The 20,395-nt window shown below is 51.1% G+C and carries 20 protein-coding genes and 2 tRNA genes; 11 read left to right on the forward strand and 11 right to left on the reverse strand.

Translation table 11 applies throughout. The annotated features are described in order from the left end of the window. The first annotated feature begins 158 nt into the window (after positions 1-158). Complete coding sequence (locus TERTU_RS22010; protein ID WP_187148794.1) at positions 159-335, forward strand: hypothetical protein; 177 nt, start codon at positions 159-161, stop codon at positions 333-335. Positions 336-526: 191 nt separating this feature from the next. On the opposite strand, the gene TERTU_RS22205 is transcribed toward TERTU_RS22010, so the two are convergent. After that, complete coding sequence (locus TERTU_RS22205; protein ID WP_015818940.1) at positions 527-961, reverse strand: DUF6088 family protein; 435 nt, start codon at positions 959-961, stop codon at positions 527-529. Between the two features lie 254 nt (positions 962-1,215). Between TERTU_RS22205 and TERTU_RS10605 the strand changes: the two genes are divergently transcribed. The 4 genes from TERTU_RS10605 (at position 1,216) to TERTU_RS10615 (ending at position 2,895) form a co-directional block, all read left to right on the forward strand. Continuing rightward, entirely contained in the window at positions 1,216-1,467 is a 252-nt protein-coding gene (locus TERTU_RS10605; RefSeq protein ID WP_015820318.1) for a type II toxin-antitoxin system ParD family antitoxin, read from the forward strand. Then, the gene (locus TERTU_RS10610) at positions 1,460-1,774 is read left to right on the forward strand and encodes a type II toxin-antitoxin system RelE/ParE family toxin (protein ID WP_015819119.1); all 315 of its coding nucleotides are present in this window, start codon (positions 1,460-1,462) and stop codon (positions 1,772-1,774) included. Before TERTU_RS10605 ends, TERTU_RS10610 begins: the two co-directional genes overlap by 8 nt. A gap of 351 nt (positions 1,775-2,125) precedes the next feature. Continuing rightward, positions 2,126-2,296, forward strand: a complete 171-nt coding sequence (locus tag TERTU_RS22470) for a YhfG family protein (RefSeq protein WP_086012132.1) — start codon at positions 2,126-2,128, stop codon at positions 2,294-2,296. 5 nt (positions 2,297-2,301) lie between these two features. Beyond that, positions 2,302-2,895 carry a putative adenosine monophosphate-protein transferase Fic gene (locus TERTU_RS10615; protein ID WP_015819797.1) on the forward strand — a complete coding sequence of 198 codons (594 nt, stop codon included), beginning with the start codon at positions 2,302-2,304 and terminating at the stop codon, positions 2,893-2,895. 953 nt (positions 2,896-3,848) lie between these two features. On the opposite strand, the gene TERTU_RS10620 is transcribed toward TERTU_RS10615, so the two are convergent. The 9 genes from TERTU_RS10620 to TERTU_RS10660 all read right to left on the reverse strand — a co-directional run bounded on the left by TERTU_RS10620 (position 3,849) and on the right by TERTU_RS10660 (position 11,286). Continuing rightward, positions 3,849-3,936 (reverse strand) — tRNA-Leu (locus TERTU_RS10620). Between the two features lie 230 nt (positions 3,937-4,166). Then, positions 4,167-4,240, reverse strand: a tRNA-Cys gene (locus TERTU_RS10625). A 216-nt stretch (positions 4,241-4,456) separates the two neighbouring features. Continuing rightward, positions 4,457-5,014 (reverse strand): CDP-diacylglycerol--glycerol-3-phosphate 3-phosphatidyltransferase, encoded by a 558-nt coding sequence (gene pgsA, locus TERTU_RS10630; RefSeq protein WP_015820064.1) that lies wholly within the window; start codon positions 5,012-5,014, stop codon positions 4,457-4,459. 87 nt (positions 5,015-5,101) lie between these two features. Continuing rightward, positions 5,102-6,961 carry an excinuclease ABC subunit UvrC gene (uvrC, locus tag TERTU_RS10635; protein ID WP_015817364.1) on the reverse strand — a complete coding sequence of 620 codons (1,860 nt, stop codon included), beginning with the start codon at positions 6,959-6,961 and terminating at the stop codon, positions 5,102-5,104. Then, a complete protein-coding gene (locus TERTU_RS10640; RefSeq protein WP_015819160.1) occupies positions 6,961-7,614 on the reverse strand; it encodes a response regulator in 654 nt (217 codons plus the stop codon). The genes uvrC and TERTU_RS10640 overlap by 1 nt, the downstream gene beginning before the upstream one ends. Positions 7,615-7,859: 245 nt before the next feature. Next, positions 7,860-8,483, reverse strand: a complete 624-nt coding sequence (locus TERTU_RS10645; protein ID WP_015820692.1) for an alpha-ketoglutarate-dependent dioxygenase AlkB family protein — start codon at positions 8,481-8,483, stop codon at positions 7,860-7,862. 26 nt (positions 8,484-8,509) lie between these two features. After that, positions 8,510-8,752, reverse strand: a complete 243-nt coding sequence (locus TERTU_RS10650; RefSeq protein ID WP_228378137.1) for a glutaredoxin family protein — start codon at positions 8,750-8,752, stop codon at positions 8,510-8,512. A 158-nt stretch (positions 8,753-8,910) separates the two neighbouring features. After that, entirely contained in the window at positions 8,911-10,302 is a 1,392-nt protein-coding gene (locus TERTU_RS10655) for a DUF5610 domain-containing protein (protein ID WP_015818210.1), read from the reverse strand. An 81-nt stretch (positions 10,303-10,383) separates the two neighbouring features. Then, positions 10,384-11,286 (reverse strand): FHA domain-containing protein, encoded by a 903-nt coding sequence (locus TERTU_RS10660; protein WP_015817591.1) that lies wholly within the window; start codon positions 11,284-11,286, stop codon positions 10,384-10,386. Between the two features lie 739 nt (positions 11,287-12,025). Here TERTU_RS10660 and TERTU_RS10665 point away from each other — a divergent pair. The 6 genes from TERTU_RS10665 to TERTU_RS10690 all read left to right on the forward strand — a co-directional run bounded on the left by TERTU_RS10665 (position 12,026) and on the right by TERTU_RS10690 (position 19,586). Next, positions 12,026-12,799, forward strand: coding sequence for a PP2C family protein-serine/threonine phosphatase (locus TERTU_RS10665; RefSeq protein WP_015816827.1), 774 nt, complete (start codon positions 12,026-12,028; stop codon positions 12,797-12,799). Positions 12,800-12,926: 127 nt separating this feature from the next. After that, positions 12,927-13,832: a lysylphosphatidylglycerol synthase transmembrane domain-containing protein gene (locus TERTU_RS10670; protein WP_015817138.1), complete on the forward strand. Its 906-nt coding sequence runs from the start codon at positions 12,927-12,929 to the stop codon at positions 13,830-13,832. A gap of 18 nt (positions 13,833-13,850) precedes the next feature. Next, on the forward strand, positions 13,851-14,888 hold the full coding sequence (locus tag TERTU_RS10675; protein ID WP_015819885.1) for a glycosyltransferase family 2 protein: 1,038 nt from the start codon (positions 13,851-13,853) through the stop codon (positions 14,886-14,888). 8 nt (positions 14,889-14,896) lie between these two features. After that, positions 14,897-16,510 carry an ArnT family glycosyltransferase gene (locus TERTU_RS10680; protein WP_015820198.1) on the forward strand — a complete coding sequence of 538 codons (1,614 nt, stop codon included), beginning with the start codon at positions 14,897-14,899 and terminating at the stop codon, positions 16,508-16,510. A gap of 3 nt (positions 16,511-16,513) precedes the next feature. After that, on the forward strand, positions 16,514-18,913 hold the full coding sequence (locus TERTU_RS10685; RefSeq protein ID WP_015818662.1) for a glycosyltransferase family 39 protein: 2,400 nt from the start codon (positions 16,514-16,516) through the stop codon (positions 18,911-18,913). Further along, complete coding sequence (locus tag TERTU_RS10690) at positions 18,906-19,586, forward strand: phosphatase PAP2 family protein (protein ID WP_015817704.1); 681 nt, start codon at positions 18,906-18,908, stop codon at positions 19,584-19,586. Before TERTU_RS10685 ends, TERTU_RS10690 begins: the two co-directional genes overlap by 8 nt. Here TERTU_RS10690 and TERTU_RS10695 read toward each other — a convergent pair. After that, positions 19,583-20,389, reverse strand: a complete 807-nt coding sequence (locus TERTU_RS10695) for a heme ABC transporter ATP-binding protein (RefSeq protein ID WP_015819330.1) — start codon at positions 20,387-20,389, stop codon at positions 19,583-19,585. The genes TERTU_RS10690 and TERTU_RS10695 overlap by 4 nt on opposite strands. Between the last annotated feature and the right edge of the window lie 6 nt (positions 20,390-20,395).

Genomic DNA, 20,395 nt, shown 5'->3' on the forward strand with positions numbered 1-20,395 from the left:
AATTTCGTTCTGGAGTGTGTTAACCAAACAAGAATATATGCAACCCAATCTGACGGAGGTCATCATGCTATTTCTAAAAAGTACTACTGGAACAATTGCCTTTACTGACGAAGTAAAATCCGAGTTGTCTGAATACTTTTCACCAGCGGGAGTTCGCCTTGATTCAATCAAAACGCACGACGACTATTTATAGACAAGAAAAAGGCGTCGCCTTATTTTTGGAGTTGCTTTCGCGGGAGACCGAACAATGGCCTGAAGATAATGAGCGGTACTCTCTTTTAAAGCAGGCCTTGTTTGAACATAGCATCAGGATTAAGCAGCAAAATATTCTTTAATTTTCTCAAGTTGATGCCGGTAGCCAGCTAAACGTTTTTCTTTGGATTGTGTGAGGTTTTCGCGGCTCCTGTTTTTGGCCACATAGCCCTGAAGCATGCAAAGCGGTTTATTTTTTCTTTATTTTGGGTGCCCTGAGTACCGAAATGTAGATTATTTTAAACCGCCGCTAACATTTAAACTAAGTTTAAGGCTAGTTAGCAGGCTTATCATTCGTTCCAACATATCGATATCTTATAGACTTACCGTCAAAAGCCATCTTGCGCGAAACCCGCGCCTTAACTGCAATTACTCGACCAGTAGGAACTTGAGTTGATTCACCGGCATTGTAAGCTTCTGTTTCTATGGTGGGGACCACTGTCACTTTTAGCTTTTCGGTGAGGGCTTCTTTAGCCAATTCTGGTATGGGCTTTACTGGAATGATCTTGCCTGTGAGCTTGGACCGCTTCTCTTTTGCGTACAAACCTCGCCCGAACTTAATTAGCTCGCCCGCTAGAACCAATTGGCGCAAAGCGCGGCCAACCTGATCTCTGCCCGAAAGATCCAGAAAATCTTTCGGCGTAAATACCGAGCACTTCGACCGGTTGTTCCAGTATTTAACCTTACCTTTCAGTGACTTAGCTGCCATGCTTTTTTTAAGGAGAATGAGTGAATGGATTGCAGATATACGGCAGTCGCTCGAAGATAATATTTTAGTATCTCCTTTTATTTCAATGTGTTAGAGCGATTAGATTAATTGACTGAGATGACCTGCCGCGCCTGATAATATCAGCTTATCAATTCTACCAACTACAACCACAGCTGCTAATGGTCGCTTGCCAACTGCCTTCGGATTAGCTAAAGTTCGGTAAGACATATTCTTACGCTCTATAGAGGTAACCTATGGCTGACACCATTACATTCAGACCAACCGACGAACAAGGCGGTTTCATTGAAGGGCTTATTAAATCTGGTGACTTTGCCAGCCAGAGCGAGGTGATACGTGCTGGTATTCGGTTATTGCAAGAGCAACAAGCCTCTTCAAAGCTTGCAGAGCTAAGAAAGCTGCTTCAAGAAGGAGAAGACAGCCCAGTTGTTGAAAATTGGAGCGCCGATGAATTCATTGAAAGGATGAAGAAAAAGCACGATGCCTGATACACCTTCATTTTTCGTCCACGAAAAGGCCGATTCTGATCTGGAGGTGATATTTGATTATAGTGTGGAGCGCTTTGGCTTCAGTCGTGCAGTTAACTATGTTCGGGCTATAGAGGCGATGTTCAACGAGTTGGCTTCCAATCCCGGCAGTGGAAAATCATTCGACCCACATCGACCTCACTACCTACTCAAGCGGGTTGAATCCCATTTCATCTATTACGGTGTTTGCGAAAACGGTATCGAGGTATTCCGGATCTTACATGAGCGAATGCTTCCAAGTCGCCATCTTACCGGGGATTTGTCATAGCCTGCTTTTACGACCCATTATTTTCCCACTTATCGGCAGCAACTTTCCCTGCACCTTAGAACCATCCAAAAAATCCGCCCGCCACTGCATCATCTCGCGGCGCTGACCCAAGTCATTCTGACGACTGTCACCGCAGCTATCATTGAACACATGCCAGCTGCCTTCGGGCTAGCGGACAGACACGGGCCTATTTTCCGTAGCTCGCCCGCTTACACCACGCTTATCCGACAAGCAAAATACCCTTAAAAATCAACACGTTAAGTTATATCAATCAAATCAGAAAAGAATGTCATGTATTGGGCAATATGCTAAGATTATACGAAATGCTGGGTTCAATATAGCGAGTCAGACATGAGAACAGTATCCCTCGAGGCCAAAAAGGCTTATGCGAGAAAAAGCCGATCCAGTAACTACCGTGCAAGCCTCAAGCTTGAAGGTTTTACAGTCTCTAGCTCTCCCTCTAAAACGACATCTTCTAAAGCTAAAGTCCTCGCAAAATACGCAAAAACAGCGAAAGCTTAAACTTAATGGTTGATAAGTATGGTACTGGCGATGACCCTGCTTGTTACCCGGGGACATCCGCACTCAGAAATTTATTAAATATTGAAGATGAGGACCTACTCGAAGAGGCTGAAAAAGAAATCAGCTCGATCACTGCCTCTGAAATTGAATTCTCTCCCCCTCCATACGATCTGGCTTATCTACAAGAAATACACCGCACCCTATTTGCAGATATTTACAGCTGGGCAGGCGCAATAAGAAGTGTTGATATCAGTAAGGGTGAAACACGTTTTTGTTCAGTAATCAGAGTTGTGCCTGAAGCTGAAAAGCTTTTTTCTCATCTAAACGCCCTCAATAATTTTACCGAACTGAACCGCGAAGACCTGATAAGTAATGTCGCCGAGTTATATGGCGATATAAATATGATCCACCCTTTTCGTGACGGCAATGGGCGAGCTCAACGTATTCTTTTTGAGCATATTGTCATTAATACTGGCTTTGAAATCTCCTGGAACCATGTCGACAGAGAGGAATGGGTTAATGCGAATATCGCCTCTGTTCACTGCGATTACGCGCCCCTTCAAGCGATATTTGATCGTTGTATAGGCGGCGAAATTTAACAGCCTGATTGACAAATAATTTGTTGATTTCACTTCACGAGGCTTCTTCTCTTCGCCACTTGATCGGCACCAGCTTTCCTTGCGCCTTTGAAGCATCAAAAAAAGATCTGCCCACCACTGCATCAGCTCTCGGCGCTCACCCATGTAACGGCCTGATCAGAACGCCCTCTCCACGCAATTTTTTCATCATTTCTCAGCTGCCAAGGCTCTATCTGGTCCGCTTGAACAGCGCCTTAATGCGGTGATAGGGCTGCAAAATTGAGAATTCTAGCTTCGACCCTGGCCGCTTTTCCCAATCGTAATAGGCTTCCACGGCAGCCTGGCCACTGCATAAAACCCACGGACTTCAGAAATATTTTAACGGACTACATTGTGAAATTTGTTCCAGGGGTAGCCTTGTGCCGACGCAAACCTTGGATTACCTTGAGAATCAAAACCATACCATCTCATTTGCCCTAGATCTTTCGTAGTTATATCAACCGATTCCTTAGCGGGCCAGCAATGGGGCTACAGGTAAAAACTTGCGGATTTATGCAATTCAAACGGAAATCTTGAGCGGTGGCATCCAAATGGTGAGCAGCCGGTGTGCAATATGCAATTTAGGGAGATTTTTTAAGATTTTGTGAGGAGATGCTTACTTGTGACGCTAGGAGCGGTGGTGCCCGGGGCTGGGCTCAAGCGCAAGCTTGAGCGGCTGCAGCACTAAAAAGCGAAGCGTATAAAAAAAGCAGACTGGATTAGTCCGGCTTGGTTGCTACGGAGTAAAATTTTGGAGTTATGCTGAAGGTTGCTAACAGAAGTTGGGGATGGTGGTGCCCGGGGCTGGGCTCAAGCGGCTGCAGCACTAAAAAAAGCGAAGCGTGCAAAAAGAGCAGACGGGATTAGTCCGGCTTGGTTGCTACGAAGTAACATTTAACCGCCGAGTTGAAGGGACCTAACAAAAGTTGAGGAGGTGGTGCCCGGGGCCGGACTTGAACCGGCACGACCTAAACGGTCGGGAGATTTTAAGTCTCCTGTGTCTACCAATTTCACCACCCGGGCTAGATAAAGCCATTAAAGATTCTGGCTTACGGGTTTGTAAGTTCAGCCCGTTGGGCTTTCTTTGTTAGCTTGCTTGATTAGCAAGCTAGATCTATCGGAAGTGCTAAAACGACCTTCCGTCGGCAAGAGGCCTACAATGCACGCTGCTTTTGTAATGGAGGCGCGGGTACGGAATCGTACGGGCCGGCCATCCGGCGGCGTGCGGTCTGCAATGCACGCTGCTTTTATAATGGAGGCGCGGGTCGGAATCGAACCGGCGTACACGGAGTTGCAGTCCGCTGCATGACCACTCTGCCACCGCGCCTCATAAACTTTTACTCTCGATTCGTGTAACGGGGTCTCGGTGTACACCGGTTCGAGCAACCGTCTTATTCCTTCTTTCGACGGGTTTTATCTACTCCTCGTCGTAAGGGACGCGAATTGTATAGGATTCCATTCTGAAATCCTAGCGCAAAACTAAAATTTCTTTTAATTCAGTAGGTTGGCTACTTTTTAAACGGGACTTTCCAGGTTGGCAGCCCTACTCGTGCCCTCTCAGGCTGGGCCAGGCTGCGCGTAAGTATACGAACATCGACCACAGCGTCAGCATCGCGGCAGCATAAAGGGTGATATATCCCACAACATTGATCCAGTAATGGCCTTTTGGGTCGACCATCAGCAACACCACAATGGCGATAATCTGCAGTGTGGTTTTAACTTTGCCAACAATAGAGACTGCGACTTTCGCCCGTTTGCCCAACTCGGCCATCCATTCTCTCAATGCGGAAATCACAATCTCCCGGCAGATGATGACGGTGGCAGGCAGGGTGAACCACACGGATGAGTGGCTTTGAATAAGCACCGCTAGTGCAACCGCGACCATGAGCTTGTCTGCTACGGGGTCCAGGAAAGCACCAAACGGTGTGGTGAGGTTGTATTTGCGTGCAATATATCCGTCCAGCCAGTCGGTAATACCTGCCAGACCGAACAGCGCTGCGGAGGTAAGAAATCGCCATTCAAACGGGGAGTAGTACACCACCACTAGTAGGGGTATAAATGCGATTCTAACTAGGGTGAGTTGATTGGCGATATTGAACATGAAGGTACTGCTTTAGCCTGTTAAACGTCGGGGGTTTGCCACACACAGCGATACTACACGCCGCAAAGTGGGCTATTAGTGTGCACGTTACTCACTGTGCAATGCGCTGTAAACCTCTTCAGCCATTTTTTTGCTGATTCCCGGGACTTTTGCCAGATCGTCGATACTGGCGCGCATTACTTCTTGAAGCCCGCCAAAATAGTGCAGCATTTCCCGTCTGCGCTTGGGTCCAATGCCCGGAATATTTTCCAGCGTAGACGTTCTACGCGCCTGGTCGCGGCGCTGTTTGTGCCCCGTTATGGCGAAGCGATGGGCTTCATCACGCACTTGCTGTATTAAATGCAGCGCTGGGCTGTCCGCAGCCATTACTTGCTCTGTGCCGTCAGGTTTCACCAGGGTTTCAAATCCAGCCTTGCGGGTGGTGCCCTTGGCGACACCTAACAAGGTAACTTCCTGGATCCCTAGTTCCGCCAACACTTCTATAGCTTTGCCAAGCTGCCCCTTGCCACCGTCAATCAGCAACAGGTCTGGCAACTTTTTCCCCTCTTTTTGCAAGCGCGAGTAGCGGCGATTAAGTGCCTGCTCCATAGCTGCGTAATCATCACCCGCTGTAATGCCTTCGATGTTGAAGCGACGATAATCTGATTTTCGTGGTCCGTTTTGATCGAATACCACGCAGGATGCGACTGTTTTTTCGCCGCTCGAGTGGCTTATATCAAAACATTCGATACGTTCAGGCGCTTCATCAAACCCCATAATTTTTTGCAGCTGCTCGAATCGCTGTAACAGGGATTGCGCACTATTAAGCTTTGATCGCAGATTAAGCCTTGCGGCCTGCAGCGCCATGGCAACCCACTTAGCACGGTAAGTTCGCACATTGGATGTAATCTGCACCTGCTTGTTGCTGTTCAGCGCTACGGCGTCACCAATGGCTTTTTCGTCGTCCAGTGCGTGACTAACGATAACTGAGGGCGGTATATCCATAGATGTTCCGCCAAGATAATGATGACTGATAAACGCGCTGAGCACTGTCGCTTCATCGTTTTCCAGACGATCTTTGGGGTAATAATTTTTGCTCCCCACCACCCTTCCCTGCCGCACATACAAAATATGCACGCAGGCCGCGCCCGCCTCCGCTGCACAAGCAACGACATCCATATTCATCTGGCCGGATTCAATCACCTGCTGCGCCTGAACCTGGCGCAACGCAGTAATTCTGTCCCGATAAAGCGCAGCCTGTTCAAACGCGAGATTTGCAGACGCCTGCTCCATCGCACCGGCCAGATTCTTTTGCAGGCTATCGTTCTTGCCTTCCAGAAATAGCACGGTTTGCTCTACATCTGCCGCATATTCTCTTTCGCTCACGGCTTCGACACAGGGGCCGGAACAACGTTCAATTTGATAGAGCAGGCACGGACGCGTGCGATTGCGATACACGCTGTCTTCGCACTGTCGCACACCGAAAGTTTTTTGCAGGAAGTTGAGACTTTCACGCACTGCACTGACGTTAGGGAACGGGCCAAAATAGCGGCCGACTTTCTTTTTTGCTCCGCGGTGCAGCGCCAGGCGCGGGTGTGGCTCACCACTGGAAAGGAATATGTAGGGGAAGGACTTATCGTCGCGCAGCAAAATGTTAAAGGGCGGCTTTTGCGATTTAATCAGGTTGTGCTCGAGCACCAAAGCTTCCGCTTCGCTGGGCGTTACGGTGATCTCGATGTTGCGAATCCGCGACACCAGCGCCTGAGTTTTAATCGTCAGCCCACTATTGCGGAAGTAGCTAGACACCCGGTTTTTCAGGTTCTTTGCTTTGCCAACGTACAGAATGCCGCCTTCGGCATCGTACATTTGGTAAACCCCGGGCTTGGTGGTCAGATTTTTTAGGAAAGACGCGGAATCGAAGCTATCCGCGTGGGTGCCGCTGGCGTTTCCGCCGGATTCATTGGACATTAAGACAAGCTATCGACATCAAGTAATTTGTGCTTTACCGCGAGCAGAGCCAGCTCTACGTCGCTATTGATGCTGAGTTTATCAAAAATACGGTATCGATAGGTATTGACTGTTTTCGGGCTGACGCAAAACGACTCTGCAATTTCGTGAACCCGAGATCCGTTGGCAATCATAATCGCCGTTTGCAGCTCGCGCTCCGACAACGCCTCGAACGGGGAAGCATCACCTTTGGCTCCAGAAAACGTACGAAGCGCCAACTGCTGGGCAATAGTGGAACTCATATATAAGTTGCCATTCATTACGGAGTGAACAGCATCGATAATTTCGTCGAATCCGGCGCCTTTGGTGACATAACCAGACGCACCGGCTTTCATCAACCGCTCCGGGAACAGATCGTCGGACACTGCGGTAACCGCAACCACACGGGTATGGGAGCAGGATGCCAGGATTTTACGGGTTGCTTCCAAGCCACCGATGCCTGGCATTTTTACATCCATAAGCACAACTTGCGGCTGCAACTCTCGAGAGAGGGCTATCGCTTGCTCGCCGGTTTTTGCTTCGCCTACAACTTCGAAACCTTCGACGTCCTGAAGCATGCGTACAATACCCATGCGAACCAGGTCGTGATCGTCGGCGACCAAAATTCTTGTCACTCGTATTCCCCGTATTCGTCTTTTTTAGTCATGACTTGTATACATGACCGCTTCTTTTTGAAGGATAGAACTGAATTTTTGTCCATACATTCAGCGCCAGCCCAATTTACCATTGGTGCTCTTTTCTGCCTAGGGCTGATTCCCGCCGCCGCTGAGAATCGTGTTTTTTTTGCGCTATGCCAACTAGGCCCGGTTTTGCCCTGCACGCAACTTGCGGGAAACACTGCGGCGTCCTAACAGCAATTTCAGCATTGAATGTTACGAAAGGTGAGGTTTATTCGCGGCCCCACCGATGAAGTGGTTTTTTGAATTGCGTGAACCCAGTTTGCCTGCGTATTTCCCCGCATTATCAGTAAATCGCCATCGCGCAATTGAATGTGCCGTGACGATTTTTGCTGCTGATCGAATTTATGTTTTAACGAAAAACGCCGGGTAGCCCCCAAGCTAATTGATGCAATCACGGGCTTTGCACCTAATTCTGGCTCATCGTCAGCATGCCAACCGACACTATCAGAACCGTCGCGATAACAATTGACTAACACACTGTTAAAACGTCGCTTGCAAACGGTTGCAAGCTGCAAATTCAACTCAGCGAGAGCTTTTAGCCAAGGGTGCGGAGGAAAAGATTTGCCTGAATATCGTAGCACCGCGCCTTTATCGCCGTACCAGCATTGCAACCGCGGAATGGGAAGTTCTCGCCCAGCAATACGAATCGCCGGCTGTTCCCATTCGCACTCTTGCAACAATAAATTAAACAGTACGCGAGTTTGGGCCGTTGCAATCCATTGCGGAAAAATATCCAGCCAGGCGTTATCGCCAAGATCAACAATTTCACTGCGGCTTGTATCTGCAAAAATATCCTGCTGCACGTTGCGCGGTTATCACCTTAAGACAATTAAAAAGTTTGCAGCCAATCCGAAAACTGCTGTTCGTCAAATGGCCAACCGAGCTGCCGCTTTTCATCATCGCCGAACTGCACAACTGGAATGACCAGTCCGTATTGTTCCAGCAGTTGATCCTTTTCGGCAATGTCGATTTCAGACAATTTAAATGATTTATCCGCCAATACGTGTTCGATCACGGCTTTCGCCTGCTCGCAGAGATGGCAACCAAGAGTGGAATATAAATAAATGTGCACGGCTTTAATCAAGAAGAGAATTTGACGGTTGAAAAAAGAATCGGGCTTCAATCACCCGAGCGCCCGTGCGCGGCGAGGAGAAGACGTCGCTTTCTGCCGCACACATTGCGAGATATTTCCTGGCTACGCCAGAAAAATCCGAGACTGAATCATAGCAGTTACGCCTGCGCCAGGTCCTCCATGAGGCCGCTCACAAAGGGAATAAATCGATCGAATTGTGGATGATTCCCGAAGCGGGCCTCGCTACCGAAACGCACCAACTCTTTGAGTGCGTCGCTCTGAATGCCAAGATTACCGCTGCGTTCGCGCAGCTCATTAAGCTGCTGAATAAACGCACTCAGTTTTTCAAACTTATTGTCTACCAGAGGCTGGTGCGCGTCGCTATTGCTCTGTGGACCACGCACGCTGCCCTGAGCTACGCTGCCGTAGGCCTCATCCAGCCGACGGTATTGCACATGGGTCAGGTTTACCGAGAAACGGGCGATTTCGTCTGAATCGAACCCAATTTCCAAAGCCTTGTTAAACGCCTGCTCAACATCACCAGAAAAGAAAACATCTGCAATATCATTAACTTGGGACAATAAATCAGAAATAGCATTAAGTTCGTCCGCATCCAGCTCGCCTTTGACACGGAAGCTTAGATTCTCCATTCCAGCCACATCCAGTCGCACTGAGTTGCCATCGCCTTGGGCACGCACACCCCGATCGGCGTAGGTTTCAATTGTCACCTGATCACCGTCCCGGGTGCGCAAGTTAAAGCTAAAAGACCGGCTCTCGGACGCCTCGGCATCCAGAAAACTATAAAAATCCGACGTAGGCGCCATTAGGGTGGCCAGCGAGGTCGCTTCTATTTTTTCGTAGATTTTGGCCAAGAAGCCGGCGAAAGCGTCTGCCGGGCTACTGCTGATCACTTGGGGAGCGTCCTGGACCGGCTGGGTGAGTTTACTGCTATCGCTGCTTTGTTCCGCCACATTTGGCATTTCAAGACCATATTGGTCTGCCAGCTCTTTAAAGCCGGACATCATTTGTTCATAGGTTTCGTCCACCGCTGTTTTTACACTGCCCTCATAGAAGCCCATCGCTTTGAGTTGCTCGAGCGCTTCGTTGTACCCCTGAAGAAACCCATCCATGCCGGCTTGCAAACGACTCTGCAATTGTTCTGGCGAAGCCCCCTCTTCCAGATCAGTCGCGAGCCGCTGCTCGATAAACGCCAGGATAGTAGTCGCCGCACTGTTGCGCTCTTTCGGCTGGGTTACGGGCGGAACATCGGCTGTGTTCGCTGTTTCTGCTTGGTTTGTACTATTTGCGCCATTGCCGGCCGCTCGCTGCCAGCGGTCTGGTGGCTCATAGGTGACTGGAGGGCGATTGGAGCCAGGGATGTAGCGAGTCTCGGAGCTGTATGACGTCGACAGTTGCGCTGACACCGTTACCTGCGAACCGTCGCTTTGCGTCTGGCTGCTCTGGTAAGACGACTGCCAGCGGACAGTCGTGGTTTGGGTCTGAGCGTAACTTTGTGAATGTCGTTGTGAAGGGCTAAGTGAATGCATCATCAGTTGCTCCGGTGCGTCGTCCCATACGTGTGTTAACAGGGGTTTCGGCAGCCAAGGCACTAACTTAAATACAGTTTGGTTCTAACCAAAGGCTCCAAAATACTTCGCTACAAGCAGGCCTACGACGGCACACAAGCCTAAAGACGCCAGAATTATCATCCAGCGGCCCGCATTACCTGTCGAACGATGGGTAGCGGTTAGGCTGCGCGCAGTTGCGGCGGCAATTTCCTGATGCCCCATCTGTCCTGGGCGGGAAATATCGCGTGGTGCAGCACGTGCCGGCCGTTGAGATCCGCTTGCGGGCTGGCTTTTCGCTTGTTGAATGCTAATAACTGGGCGCACTGTGGTGACATCCAGATCGACTTGTGGGCCGTTGATTTGAAATTGAATAGCATCGAAACTTAGTTGATCACCAGGCTTAAGCACCGCAGTTTTTATCCGTTGACCGTTCACAAATGTCCCGTTGGCTGAGTCCAGGTCGTCGACTCTCAAGCCACGCTCGGTAACCGTCAGACGAGCGTGTCGGCGCGATAGATGAGCCACGCCCAGGCTGATATCGCACTCGCGCGCACGCCCGATGACAGCGGTTTCGTTGACAACATACTGGCGTTCGCCCAGCGCCCGGCTCATTGGTTTAAGTACCCAATGTCCTTCTGCCTTCGCAGCGCGCTCTGCAGCCTCGGTTTCCATGGTGTGGCGCTTCGGGTCAATTACCGCCAGTTCAGTCATGCCGAGGATAAGGCGGTCCCCATGCGCTATGGGGTGCGAATCGGAAACGGGAATCCCATTGACGCGAATTTGGTTGTCGCCATGGAGATTGCGAATCTGCCCAACGTCGCCATCCAACAGCAGGTCAGCATGGTGAGGCTTTAAGCGCACATCGGCGATCGTCAGGGTGCACTGAGCGGACGAACCTATGGTATAGCTCTGTTCCACCAGCCACAGGGTTTTGCGACTGGCATCTTTGAATTGTAATTGGAGCATCGGGTGTCGTAGTTAGATAATTCGTTGAATAAGTAGGCGGGCCACAAGCTGCGCGCTTCGTCCAAATAGGGAATGGGAGCAAAAACACACAAAGAGCGACCCAGGTAAATCTCAGCTTCCCTGCGCGGCTTCCGCACAAAAAACAGTCACTTGGAACACTAACAGGCCCTAGTGCTGTATAAGCACGCCAAGTAAACCATAATTGGTTAAGCAAACCCAGTGACCGGGTCAAAATGTCATTATTCCCGCCGCTCAGGTGAAACAGCGCACTTAAAGACTGCGGGATTCGCTCAATACTTAATCACTCAAAACGAGAATGCTGGGTTGGGAATGTTAACGTCCGCACGTTCTTCGCAGGCAGTTGAGACTTTCTTTACCGCCATTCGAGACACTCTTCACCGACCGTTGAGACTCTCTTCACCGGCCGTTGAGACTCTCTTCACCGACCGTTGAGACTCTCTTCGCTTAACTGGGGAATTTTCAACCGATCAAGCCGGTCTAAAGCTCAATAACTCGATGAATACTCGCGCGAATATTCTGCATGTTTTGCCATTTGGGTAAACCACTCTAGGCGGCCACACTGCTCTATACTCGCAATTGATTGTTTCATGTCATTCGCGCTTCGGCGGGTGATTGTGACTGATGGCGTAAAACAAAACATTATCGTCGGGTTTGTGAAGACACTATTACGGTTTTGGTTTAGTCTCCGACAAAATCCTTGAGCTTTTTTGGATGGTTCATGTTCCTGACTGAATACTGCGCAGTAACTGACGTAGGATTGCAAAGAAACAACAACGAAGATTGTCATATTTCACTGCCCCTGCAGGGCCTGTGGGTGGTGGCCGATGGGATGGGAGGCCACGCGGCCGGGGAAGTTGCCAGCTCAATTGCCTGCAATACGCTGCGCGAAGCTTTCCTTGGTGGGGCTTCGCTTGCGGATGCGGTGCAAACCAGCCACAAAGCCATATTGGATGCAGCTGATGCTGGCGTTGGTGGCGCTGGAATGGGCTCAACGGTTGTTGCCCTTGCCTCCAGCCAGGATCGGTTTCAACTCGCGTGGGTAGGCGACAGCCGCGCCTATCTTTTCACCACCTCCTCGGAAACGCCTTTCCGCCAACTCACTAAAGACCACTCTTACGTGCAAATGTTGCTGGATTCCGGCGCTATAACTCCGGAGGAATTTACCACCCATCCCGAAAAAAATATTATCACCCAATGCTTGGGGGCGCTCGATCTCCCGGAAGTGAATGTCGGCCTATTTGACGCGCAATGGCAGCCCGGCGATTGGCTGCTGCTGTGCAGTGATGGTTTGACTGACGCGGTATCAGATGACGATATCGCCGCCTCGCTCAAACAGGCGAACTCGGTTGCAGCGGCAACCGCCGCACTTCTGGAAGCTGCGCTGAAAAACGGCGGGCGCGATAACATCACTATTCAGCTCATTCAGGCCCCTAATAAACTTCAACAACGGTTCCAGCAATTGGCCGGCTCAATAAGCCGCAACCTGCGCTAGCGTTATCGGTGCGGCGACCAAACAAACCCGATCCCGTTGCGGCTGTGGCGGCTTAGTTAGTGTTTGACGGCCCATCTATGGTATAAAGCGCCCGCTAATCCGACGGCTCACCCTCTTTACTTTGTACATGCCCAAATATCTGACGAACACCCTGAAAATACTCCTTGCCTCGGCCATGCTATTTGCCGTGGTGTATTGGGTGCAGGTTAATTATGGCTGGCTCGACACCCTCGCTGCATGGAGAGCGCTATCGCTGTACGCTGTCGCACTCTTGGCCTGCGCTGTTTTAGTTAGCCATGTACTGCGCGTTGTACGCGTCTATTTTGCGTACCGTTTGCAGCAGCCCGTCGCCTTTGGGCGCGTAGCCGCGGTCAGCTTTGTTCACAACACCGTAAGCTTTTTGTTGCCAATGCGCCTTGGTGAGCTGGTATTGCCTGCGTTGAGCAAGCATCAGTTAGCGATAGACTACCGTTACTCCACCGCTGTATTGGTGATTATGCGCCTGTTCGACGCCCACGTTTTGCTTTGTCTGCTAGTGTTTTTTGCCGGCGACCTGTGGCTCGACGACTACGCGCTGATAGCGCCAGTCGCCCTTATCGCGGGGCTGCCAGTCGGAATGAAAATCCTGAATATCGCTTGCAGTCGATTACCAAAACTCGCATTCGCATCCCGCCTGGTCGCCACCCCGCGCGACTGGATAACGCTTTACCTTTTTACTGTTGCAATTTGGACCGTGAAACTATTCGCGCTAGCCTATCTCGCTGCATTACTTGGCCAGATTCCACTGGCGCACAGCTGGATCGCCACCATACTTGCAGATGGCAGCGCGCTCTCGCCAGTTACGGGGTTTGCCAATGCAGGCACGTTTGAGCTGGCGTTTGCCATGCCCCTGGTGCCGCTGGGCTACGCGCTGGAATCTCTGGTGCGGGTTGCTGTCAATGTGCATATTTTTATTTTTGTTACGAACATCATGATCGGCATTGTGGGCTTCACCCTGCTCCGCACCCGATCTTCTTCTCGCTTAATTGATTAATACAGGTAAGCTCGAGCTATGCTGTTACCCAGTCTCACCGTCGTTATTCCCGTTTACAACGAAGAAGACAATGTAAAACCCCTTTTCGAAGCCCTGCAGTCAGCACTGGAAAATTATGCTGGCGACTGGTTCGTGATTATTGTGAACGACGGCAGTCGCGATGGCACCTCCGCGAGATTGAACGCCTGCGTGGACGAATACGGCGAGCGCTTTCAACACATCGAGCTGCAACGCAATTTTGGCCAGACTGCGGCCATGCAAGCAGGTATAGACGCGGCACAAACTGAACTAATCGCCACCATGGATGGTGATTTACAAAACGATCCCGCAGATATTCCGCGCCTGGTACGCGAGCTTTTAGAGCGCGATCTGGACCTGCTGCAGGGCTGGCGCAAACACCGCCAGGACGCCATGGTTTCGCGCAAGCTGCCGTCCCGTATTGCCAATAAATTGATCCAGCGCGTGAGCGGCGTAAAGTTGGACGACTACGGCTGCAGCCTTAAGGTATATCGCGCTGATGTGGTCAAGCAGATTCGCCTTTATGGCGAGATGCACCGTTTCATTCCTGTATGGATGGCAACCGTGTGCCCGCCGCACCGGATTGGCCAAACTGATGTGAACCATCGCGCCCGAATGGCCGGCGAATCCAAGTACGGCATCAGCCGCACCTTCCGCGTGGTAATCGACCTGGTAACGGTTTTTTTCTTCCTCAAATTCCGCGCACGCCCGGGCCATTTTTTCGGTTCAATTGGCCTGTGGGTTGGGATGATCGGCGGCGCTTTAATGAGCTACCTGGTATTCATCAAGCTCTTTTTAGGTGCCGACATTGGCGACAGACCTCTGCTCTTATTCGCGAGCATCATGATTATTGCGTCTCTGCAATTTTTAACCACCGGTGTATTGTCCGAAATCCTCAGCCGAATATTTTTCCAAACCACCAATGTGCGCAGCTACAAAGTGCGCAAACCGCTGGTGTGCGACCTCTCTGATGCACCCAAGGAAACGGAAAAAGCGCAGGACAGCGCACCACAGACCAACGCAACCGACAACGCCTGATTCTTATTGTGAATAACGTAAGCATTGCGCTAAAGCGCCTTCTTTTTTCGCAAAAGGCGCTCTATCTGTCTTTTGCGATCAGCCTGTTTCTTGGATTGGGATCGGTCGCACTGTTCGACCTCGACGAAGGCGCCTTTACCGAGGCCACCCGGGAAATGCTGGACACGGGAGTCTACTCGGCCACCTATCTGGACGGCGAACCCCGCTACGACAAACCCATCTTCTTTTATTGGTTGCAAGCGGCGAGCATCTCCACTTTTGGGTTTAACGAGTGGGCTTTCAGGCTGCCATCTGCATTGATGGCCTGCCTGTGGGCTCTGGCACTTATGAGCTTCGCACGCCAATACATCGGCCGCCAGCGCGGGCTTATTGCAGCACTGTTTATGGTGAACTCGGTGTGGGTCGCCTTAATTGCACGCTCGGCCATCGCTGACGCCACACTCAACCTTTTTCTCAGCCTGGCGCTGTTCGATATCTGGCGGTTCTTCGAAAGCCAGCGCAAACAACATGCTCTACGTGTGTATTTGTGGATGAGTCTGGCAATGTTGACCAAAGGGCCGATTGGCGTGGTGGTACCATTGTTAGTCTCGCTGATTTATTTAGTGACCAACCGGGGCGAACGCAATCAGTATCAGGCGTATTGGTACTTCCCTGGTTGGATACTGTTTCTCGCTGTGCTGGCTCCCTGGCTGGTGGCGGTTTATCACGAGCAAGGAGCGGGGTTTTTTCAAGGCTTTATTGTCGAACACAATTTGAAGCGCTTTTCCGCGACCCGTGAAAGCCACGGCGGTTCACTATTGTACTATTTCGGCGCACTGCCGCTCATCCTATTGCCACTGAGCGGCCTGTTGTTCGTGGCTATCGCCAATGCCAAACGTCTTTGGCGCGATAAGCTAAACCGCTTTCTGCTGATCTGGTTTGCGGTGGTCTTTGTGATATTTTCGTTCTCCAAAACCCAGTTGCCCCACTACATTCTGAATGGCTGTGTTCCGTTATTTTTATTGCTCGCACGCCAAACCAGCCTGTTTCGGCGCAATCGCTGGGTATTGGTGTTTCCGATAGTACTCGCGCTGCTTATGGTGTTCCTGCCGCAGGTGCTGGCAATCGCCGCAGAAACCACTCGCGGTTACGACGGAGCCAATCTCGCCCGGCACGGAACGTTCTTCCCGCCGCTCTACGGCGCAATCAGTATTGCTCTGCTGGTTGCTGTTCTAGCACTTACTTTTGCGCCCCGCATGCGTACCTGGCAGCGATTGGTGCTGTCGGGGCTTGCGATCAATGCGTTTGTATTTACTCAATTCGTGCAAGTCGCATCAGAATTTCAGCAGCGGCCAGTGCACGAAGCTATAGCGACTTTAGAGGCCCGCGCGCAACAAACCGGCGAGACACCACAGGTGGTTGCCTGGCGTATGCATATGCCAAGCTTTAGTGTTTATCGCCAGCAAATCACGCCACTGCGTGCGCCACGGCCCGGCGAAATAGCACTGGTGCGTGTAGATCGGGTTAAAGCACTGCAGGAGCTCCTCGCGCAGACCCTCCCGGAATACCGCAATCATATTATCTGGCACTTCGGCGGGTTGATGCTGGTGCAAGTCGATCCTATACCGACGCAACAAAACTAAATTATGCAAACACTGTTTACTTATCTGCAAAAACGGCGGCAGGATCACGCTGCATTGGTCGCCGAAGCCCGCGCAAATGCGACTGAACTGAACACCAAAACGTTGGCACAGCTGATGTTTTTCGCGCTTGCCCTGCTTGTGATCGCATTCATTGGTTATCAACTGCAGGGTTACCATTTCGCCTTCCCGGAAATTAATTCACTGGCATCGCATATCCCCGAGTGGGTGCTGCACAACATGACGGTATTCGGCGATGGCACTTTGATTTTATCGCTGGTGCTTGCGCTCGCGAACCGCAACGTGCAACTGCACTGGGTAGTGTTCTGGGCAGCGGTTATTGGCGCAATCGTATCCAACACCCTCAAAGGTTATTTTGATGCACCACGCCCTCCCGCAGTTTTAGTCGCGGGAGAATTTCTGCAATTTGGCAAAATATATAAACAGTACAGTTTCCCTTCCGGCCACACACTCACCGCATTTTTAATCGCCACGGTCGGTTATTACTTTGCCTCGCGCGCCTGGCAAAAAGTGGGTTTTATCGCTTTGGGTGTTATGGTCGGTTTAAGCCGCATATGGCTCGGTGTCCACTGGCCGATGGATACCTTGGTCGGTGGCGCACTCGGTATATTTTGTGGCAGTGCAGCGGTGGTTATCGGTTGGAGGTGGCGCTCCGGGATCAACCCTGTAATGCACGGTTTTATCGTGTTTTTGCTGGTGGTTGCCGCGCTCTTGTGCCTGCTGGACAAAAATGACTACCAGTATGCGCTGCCAATGTTGTACGTCGTTGCACTGCTGGGCTTGTGGCGGACGATACGCAACTATCTGCTGCCTGTTATCAAAGACGAACACCCACCGTTAACACCAACCAGCGCCCGCTTTCCCTTTTCAAATACCTGGGCCAAGCCTGCACCTTTATTCTGGGGCTTTTTGTTCGTCGTCACGGTGTATCGTTTGTTGGTACTGCTGCAGCCGCAGTTTAGTCTGTTTTACGACGAAGCCTATTATTACCACTGGTCACTCAACCCCGATCTCGGGTATTACTCCAAACCGCCAATGGTCGCCTGGCTTATTATGCTGGCCACGTCGCTACTGGGTGACACGGTATTTGCGATCAAAATGATGGCGTGCCTGGCGTATAGTGCGACTGCGGCCGTGTTGTTCGCCAGCGCAACACGCTATAGCAACACCACTAACGGCCTGATTGCCGGGGTTGTGTTTGTCTGCATTCCGATGATCGGGTTCAACAGCGAATTTATTACCACCGACGCGCCGCTACTGTTGTTCTGGTCACTTGCGCTCTACTTTACTTTGCGCGCGCTCGAGACAGCGAATCTGAGCCACTGGATATTGCTCGGGGTATTTACCGGCCTTGGCATGCTTAGCAAGTACACCATGGGGGCGTTTCCCCTTGCAGTATTCCTGTTTTTACTGGTGGAAAAAGAGCACCGGGTAAAACTGTTGACCCTTGGCCCCTGGCTTGCTGCGATAGTGGCGGGCGCAATTTTCGGGTTAAATATCTACTGGAATTTCGCCCACCAATGGATTGCCGCGCAACACACGCAGGAAATTTCTCACGCAAGTGGCCCTGCAATTAACATAGGCCCCTTTGCTGAGTTTATCGCCGTCCAGTTCCTGATTTTCGGACCGGTCTTTTCGTGGCTGTTAATTCATGTGATTCGTAAAAGTTTTGGCAAGCGCGCAGCGGTAACTCAATCCCAGTTTCCGCAGCCTTTTAGCGGTTTCTATCGGCTGCTTCTCTGGGTGAGCGGCGTTATTCTGGCAGCAATAGGCGTTCAGGCACTTGCATCCCATGCGTTCCCCAACTGGGCTGGTCCCTGGATGGTGGCGGCTTCCCTGCTGCTGGCTTTAGGCTGGCAAAACGCGTATACCGCACGCACGTTTTACCGCAGACTGGGTTATGGCATCGCGTTCAATCTGGTGTTGTTATCAATGGTGTATCACTGGCCGCAGATGCTTCGCTGGCTGGATATCGAGCCCACTGCCAAAAATGATCCCTACCACCGCCTGATTGGCTGGCCAGAACTGGGGAAAGAAATTCGCCCCTTGATTGCGGCGTTTCCAGATGCAAAGCTCACCAGCGATTCACGGGATATTCTCGCCTATATCGGGTTCTACGCACGTCCCGGCAGCTTCGATTTCGCCCGCTGGAATCCGCAAGCAGACAACATTCGCGACTACTACGATTTAAAAGTCAATCTGCGGGACTTTGCGGGAAATAGCAATCAGACCTACGTGTTTGTGAGCAAGGAACCGCTGGAAGAATCCGTGCTGGGCCGTTTCGAAGCCAGCACACCCTTAGGCAAAGTTTCCACCTCGCCTTACGAGGGCGATACCATGTCGCTTTACGTCAGCTTGTTGCGAGGATTTAAAGGCTATGAGTAAATTGCTGCGCTGGGATCTGGCCGCTTGTGTCGCCTGCGCGGTGGTGTTTCTGCTGTGGCCGAATATAGACCTGAAAGTCGCAGGTATGTTCTATTTCGCCAACGACTTCACCTATGCGAACAATGGCTTTGTACGTGTTGTGTACCTGGTGTTCGCGAAAATTCAGGTGGTCTATTTACTGGCGATCATTGCCGCAATTGTCATTACCAGCCGCAAACAATGGTGGGTTTCACGCCGCAAAGCCTTATTTTTGTTACTCACTTTGCTTATTGGCCCCGGCATACTGGTTAATCTGCTATTAAAAGATAATACGGTCGGCCGCCCTCGCCCCCAGCACGTCGTGCAATTCGGTGGAGAAATGACCTTCGCCCCCACTTTTCACTACTCCGGTGAGTGCGCAAAAAACTGTTCGTTCGTGAGCGGCCACGCCGCCATTGCGTTTTATTTAATGGCCTTGGCCTGGGTCAGACAAAAGCGAGTCTGGTTGGTGTACGGCGCAGCACTGGGCGCACTCGTCGGCTTTGTGCGTATACTGCAGGGCGGGCATTTTTTAAGTGACGTGATATTTGCAGGCTGGGTAACCTATTTTACCTGCGTAGTGTGTGCCTACGCGTTTAAGCTCCCACTCGCCCCGCCACAAACCGAATCCAACACAGGCAACCCGGAAAGCTAGCGCTGCCCTGGAATGCCGGAGCCTTGTTGCAACGCATAGAACCAGGCATCGCCCTGCTCTTTTAGCAAATGCACCCTCGCCTGAAACAACTGCTCGATTAACTCAGCGGTAAGCACACTGTGAGGTGCGCCCTGAGCGACAATTTCACCACACTGCATGGCGATAATGTCATCGGAAAAATTCGCCGCTAAGTTTATGTCGTGCATTACCATTAAAACGGTGACCCCCTGGGCTGCAAACGACTGAACCAGATGCATCAGTTGTTGCTGGTGGCCCAGATCCAAAAATGCGGTAGGTTCGTCCAACAGTAGCACGCGGGGCAACGCAGTATCTTCCTGCCGCCAAATTTGCGCCAGCACTCGAGCGATCTGTACCCGCTGCTTTTCACCGCCAGACAACGCGGTATAGAGACGATGCTTGAGGTAAGTGATGTCCAGTGCGCTGATTGCTTCGTTAACTATTGTGGAATCCAGTACCCGACCAGTTTCATGCGGCGTACGGCTCAATCCCACCACCTCAGCAACTGTAAACGGAAAGTTGAGCTGACTGTTTTGCGGCAATACTGCCAGCGAACGAGCAATCTGTAGCGGCGCAACCTGATCGAGCAGCTTCTCACCTAAATAAACATTGCCGCAAGTACGCGGAACTTCTCGCACAATACTTTTCAACAAGGTGGATTTGCCAGCCCCGTTGGCACCGACAATGGAATAAACACAACCCGCACGCAAGCTGAGATTGATGTCCCGCAACAGCGGCACATTCGCCAGCGAGACTTGCAACTGTTCGATACGCAAACTGCTCATAGCCAA

This window comes from Teredinibacter turnerae T7901, from assembly GCF_000023025.1.
Taxonomy (GTDB): domain Bacteria; phylum Pseudomonadota; class Gammaproteobacteria; order Pseudomonadales; family Cellvibrionaceae; genus Teredinibacter; species Teredinibacter turnerae_B.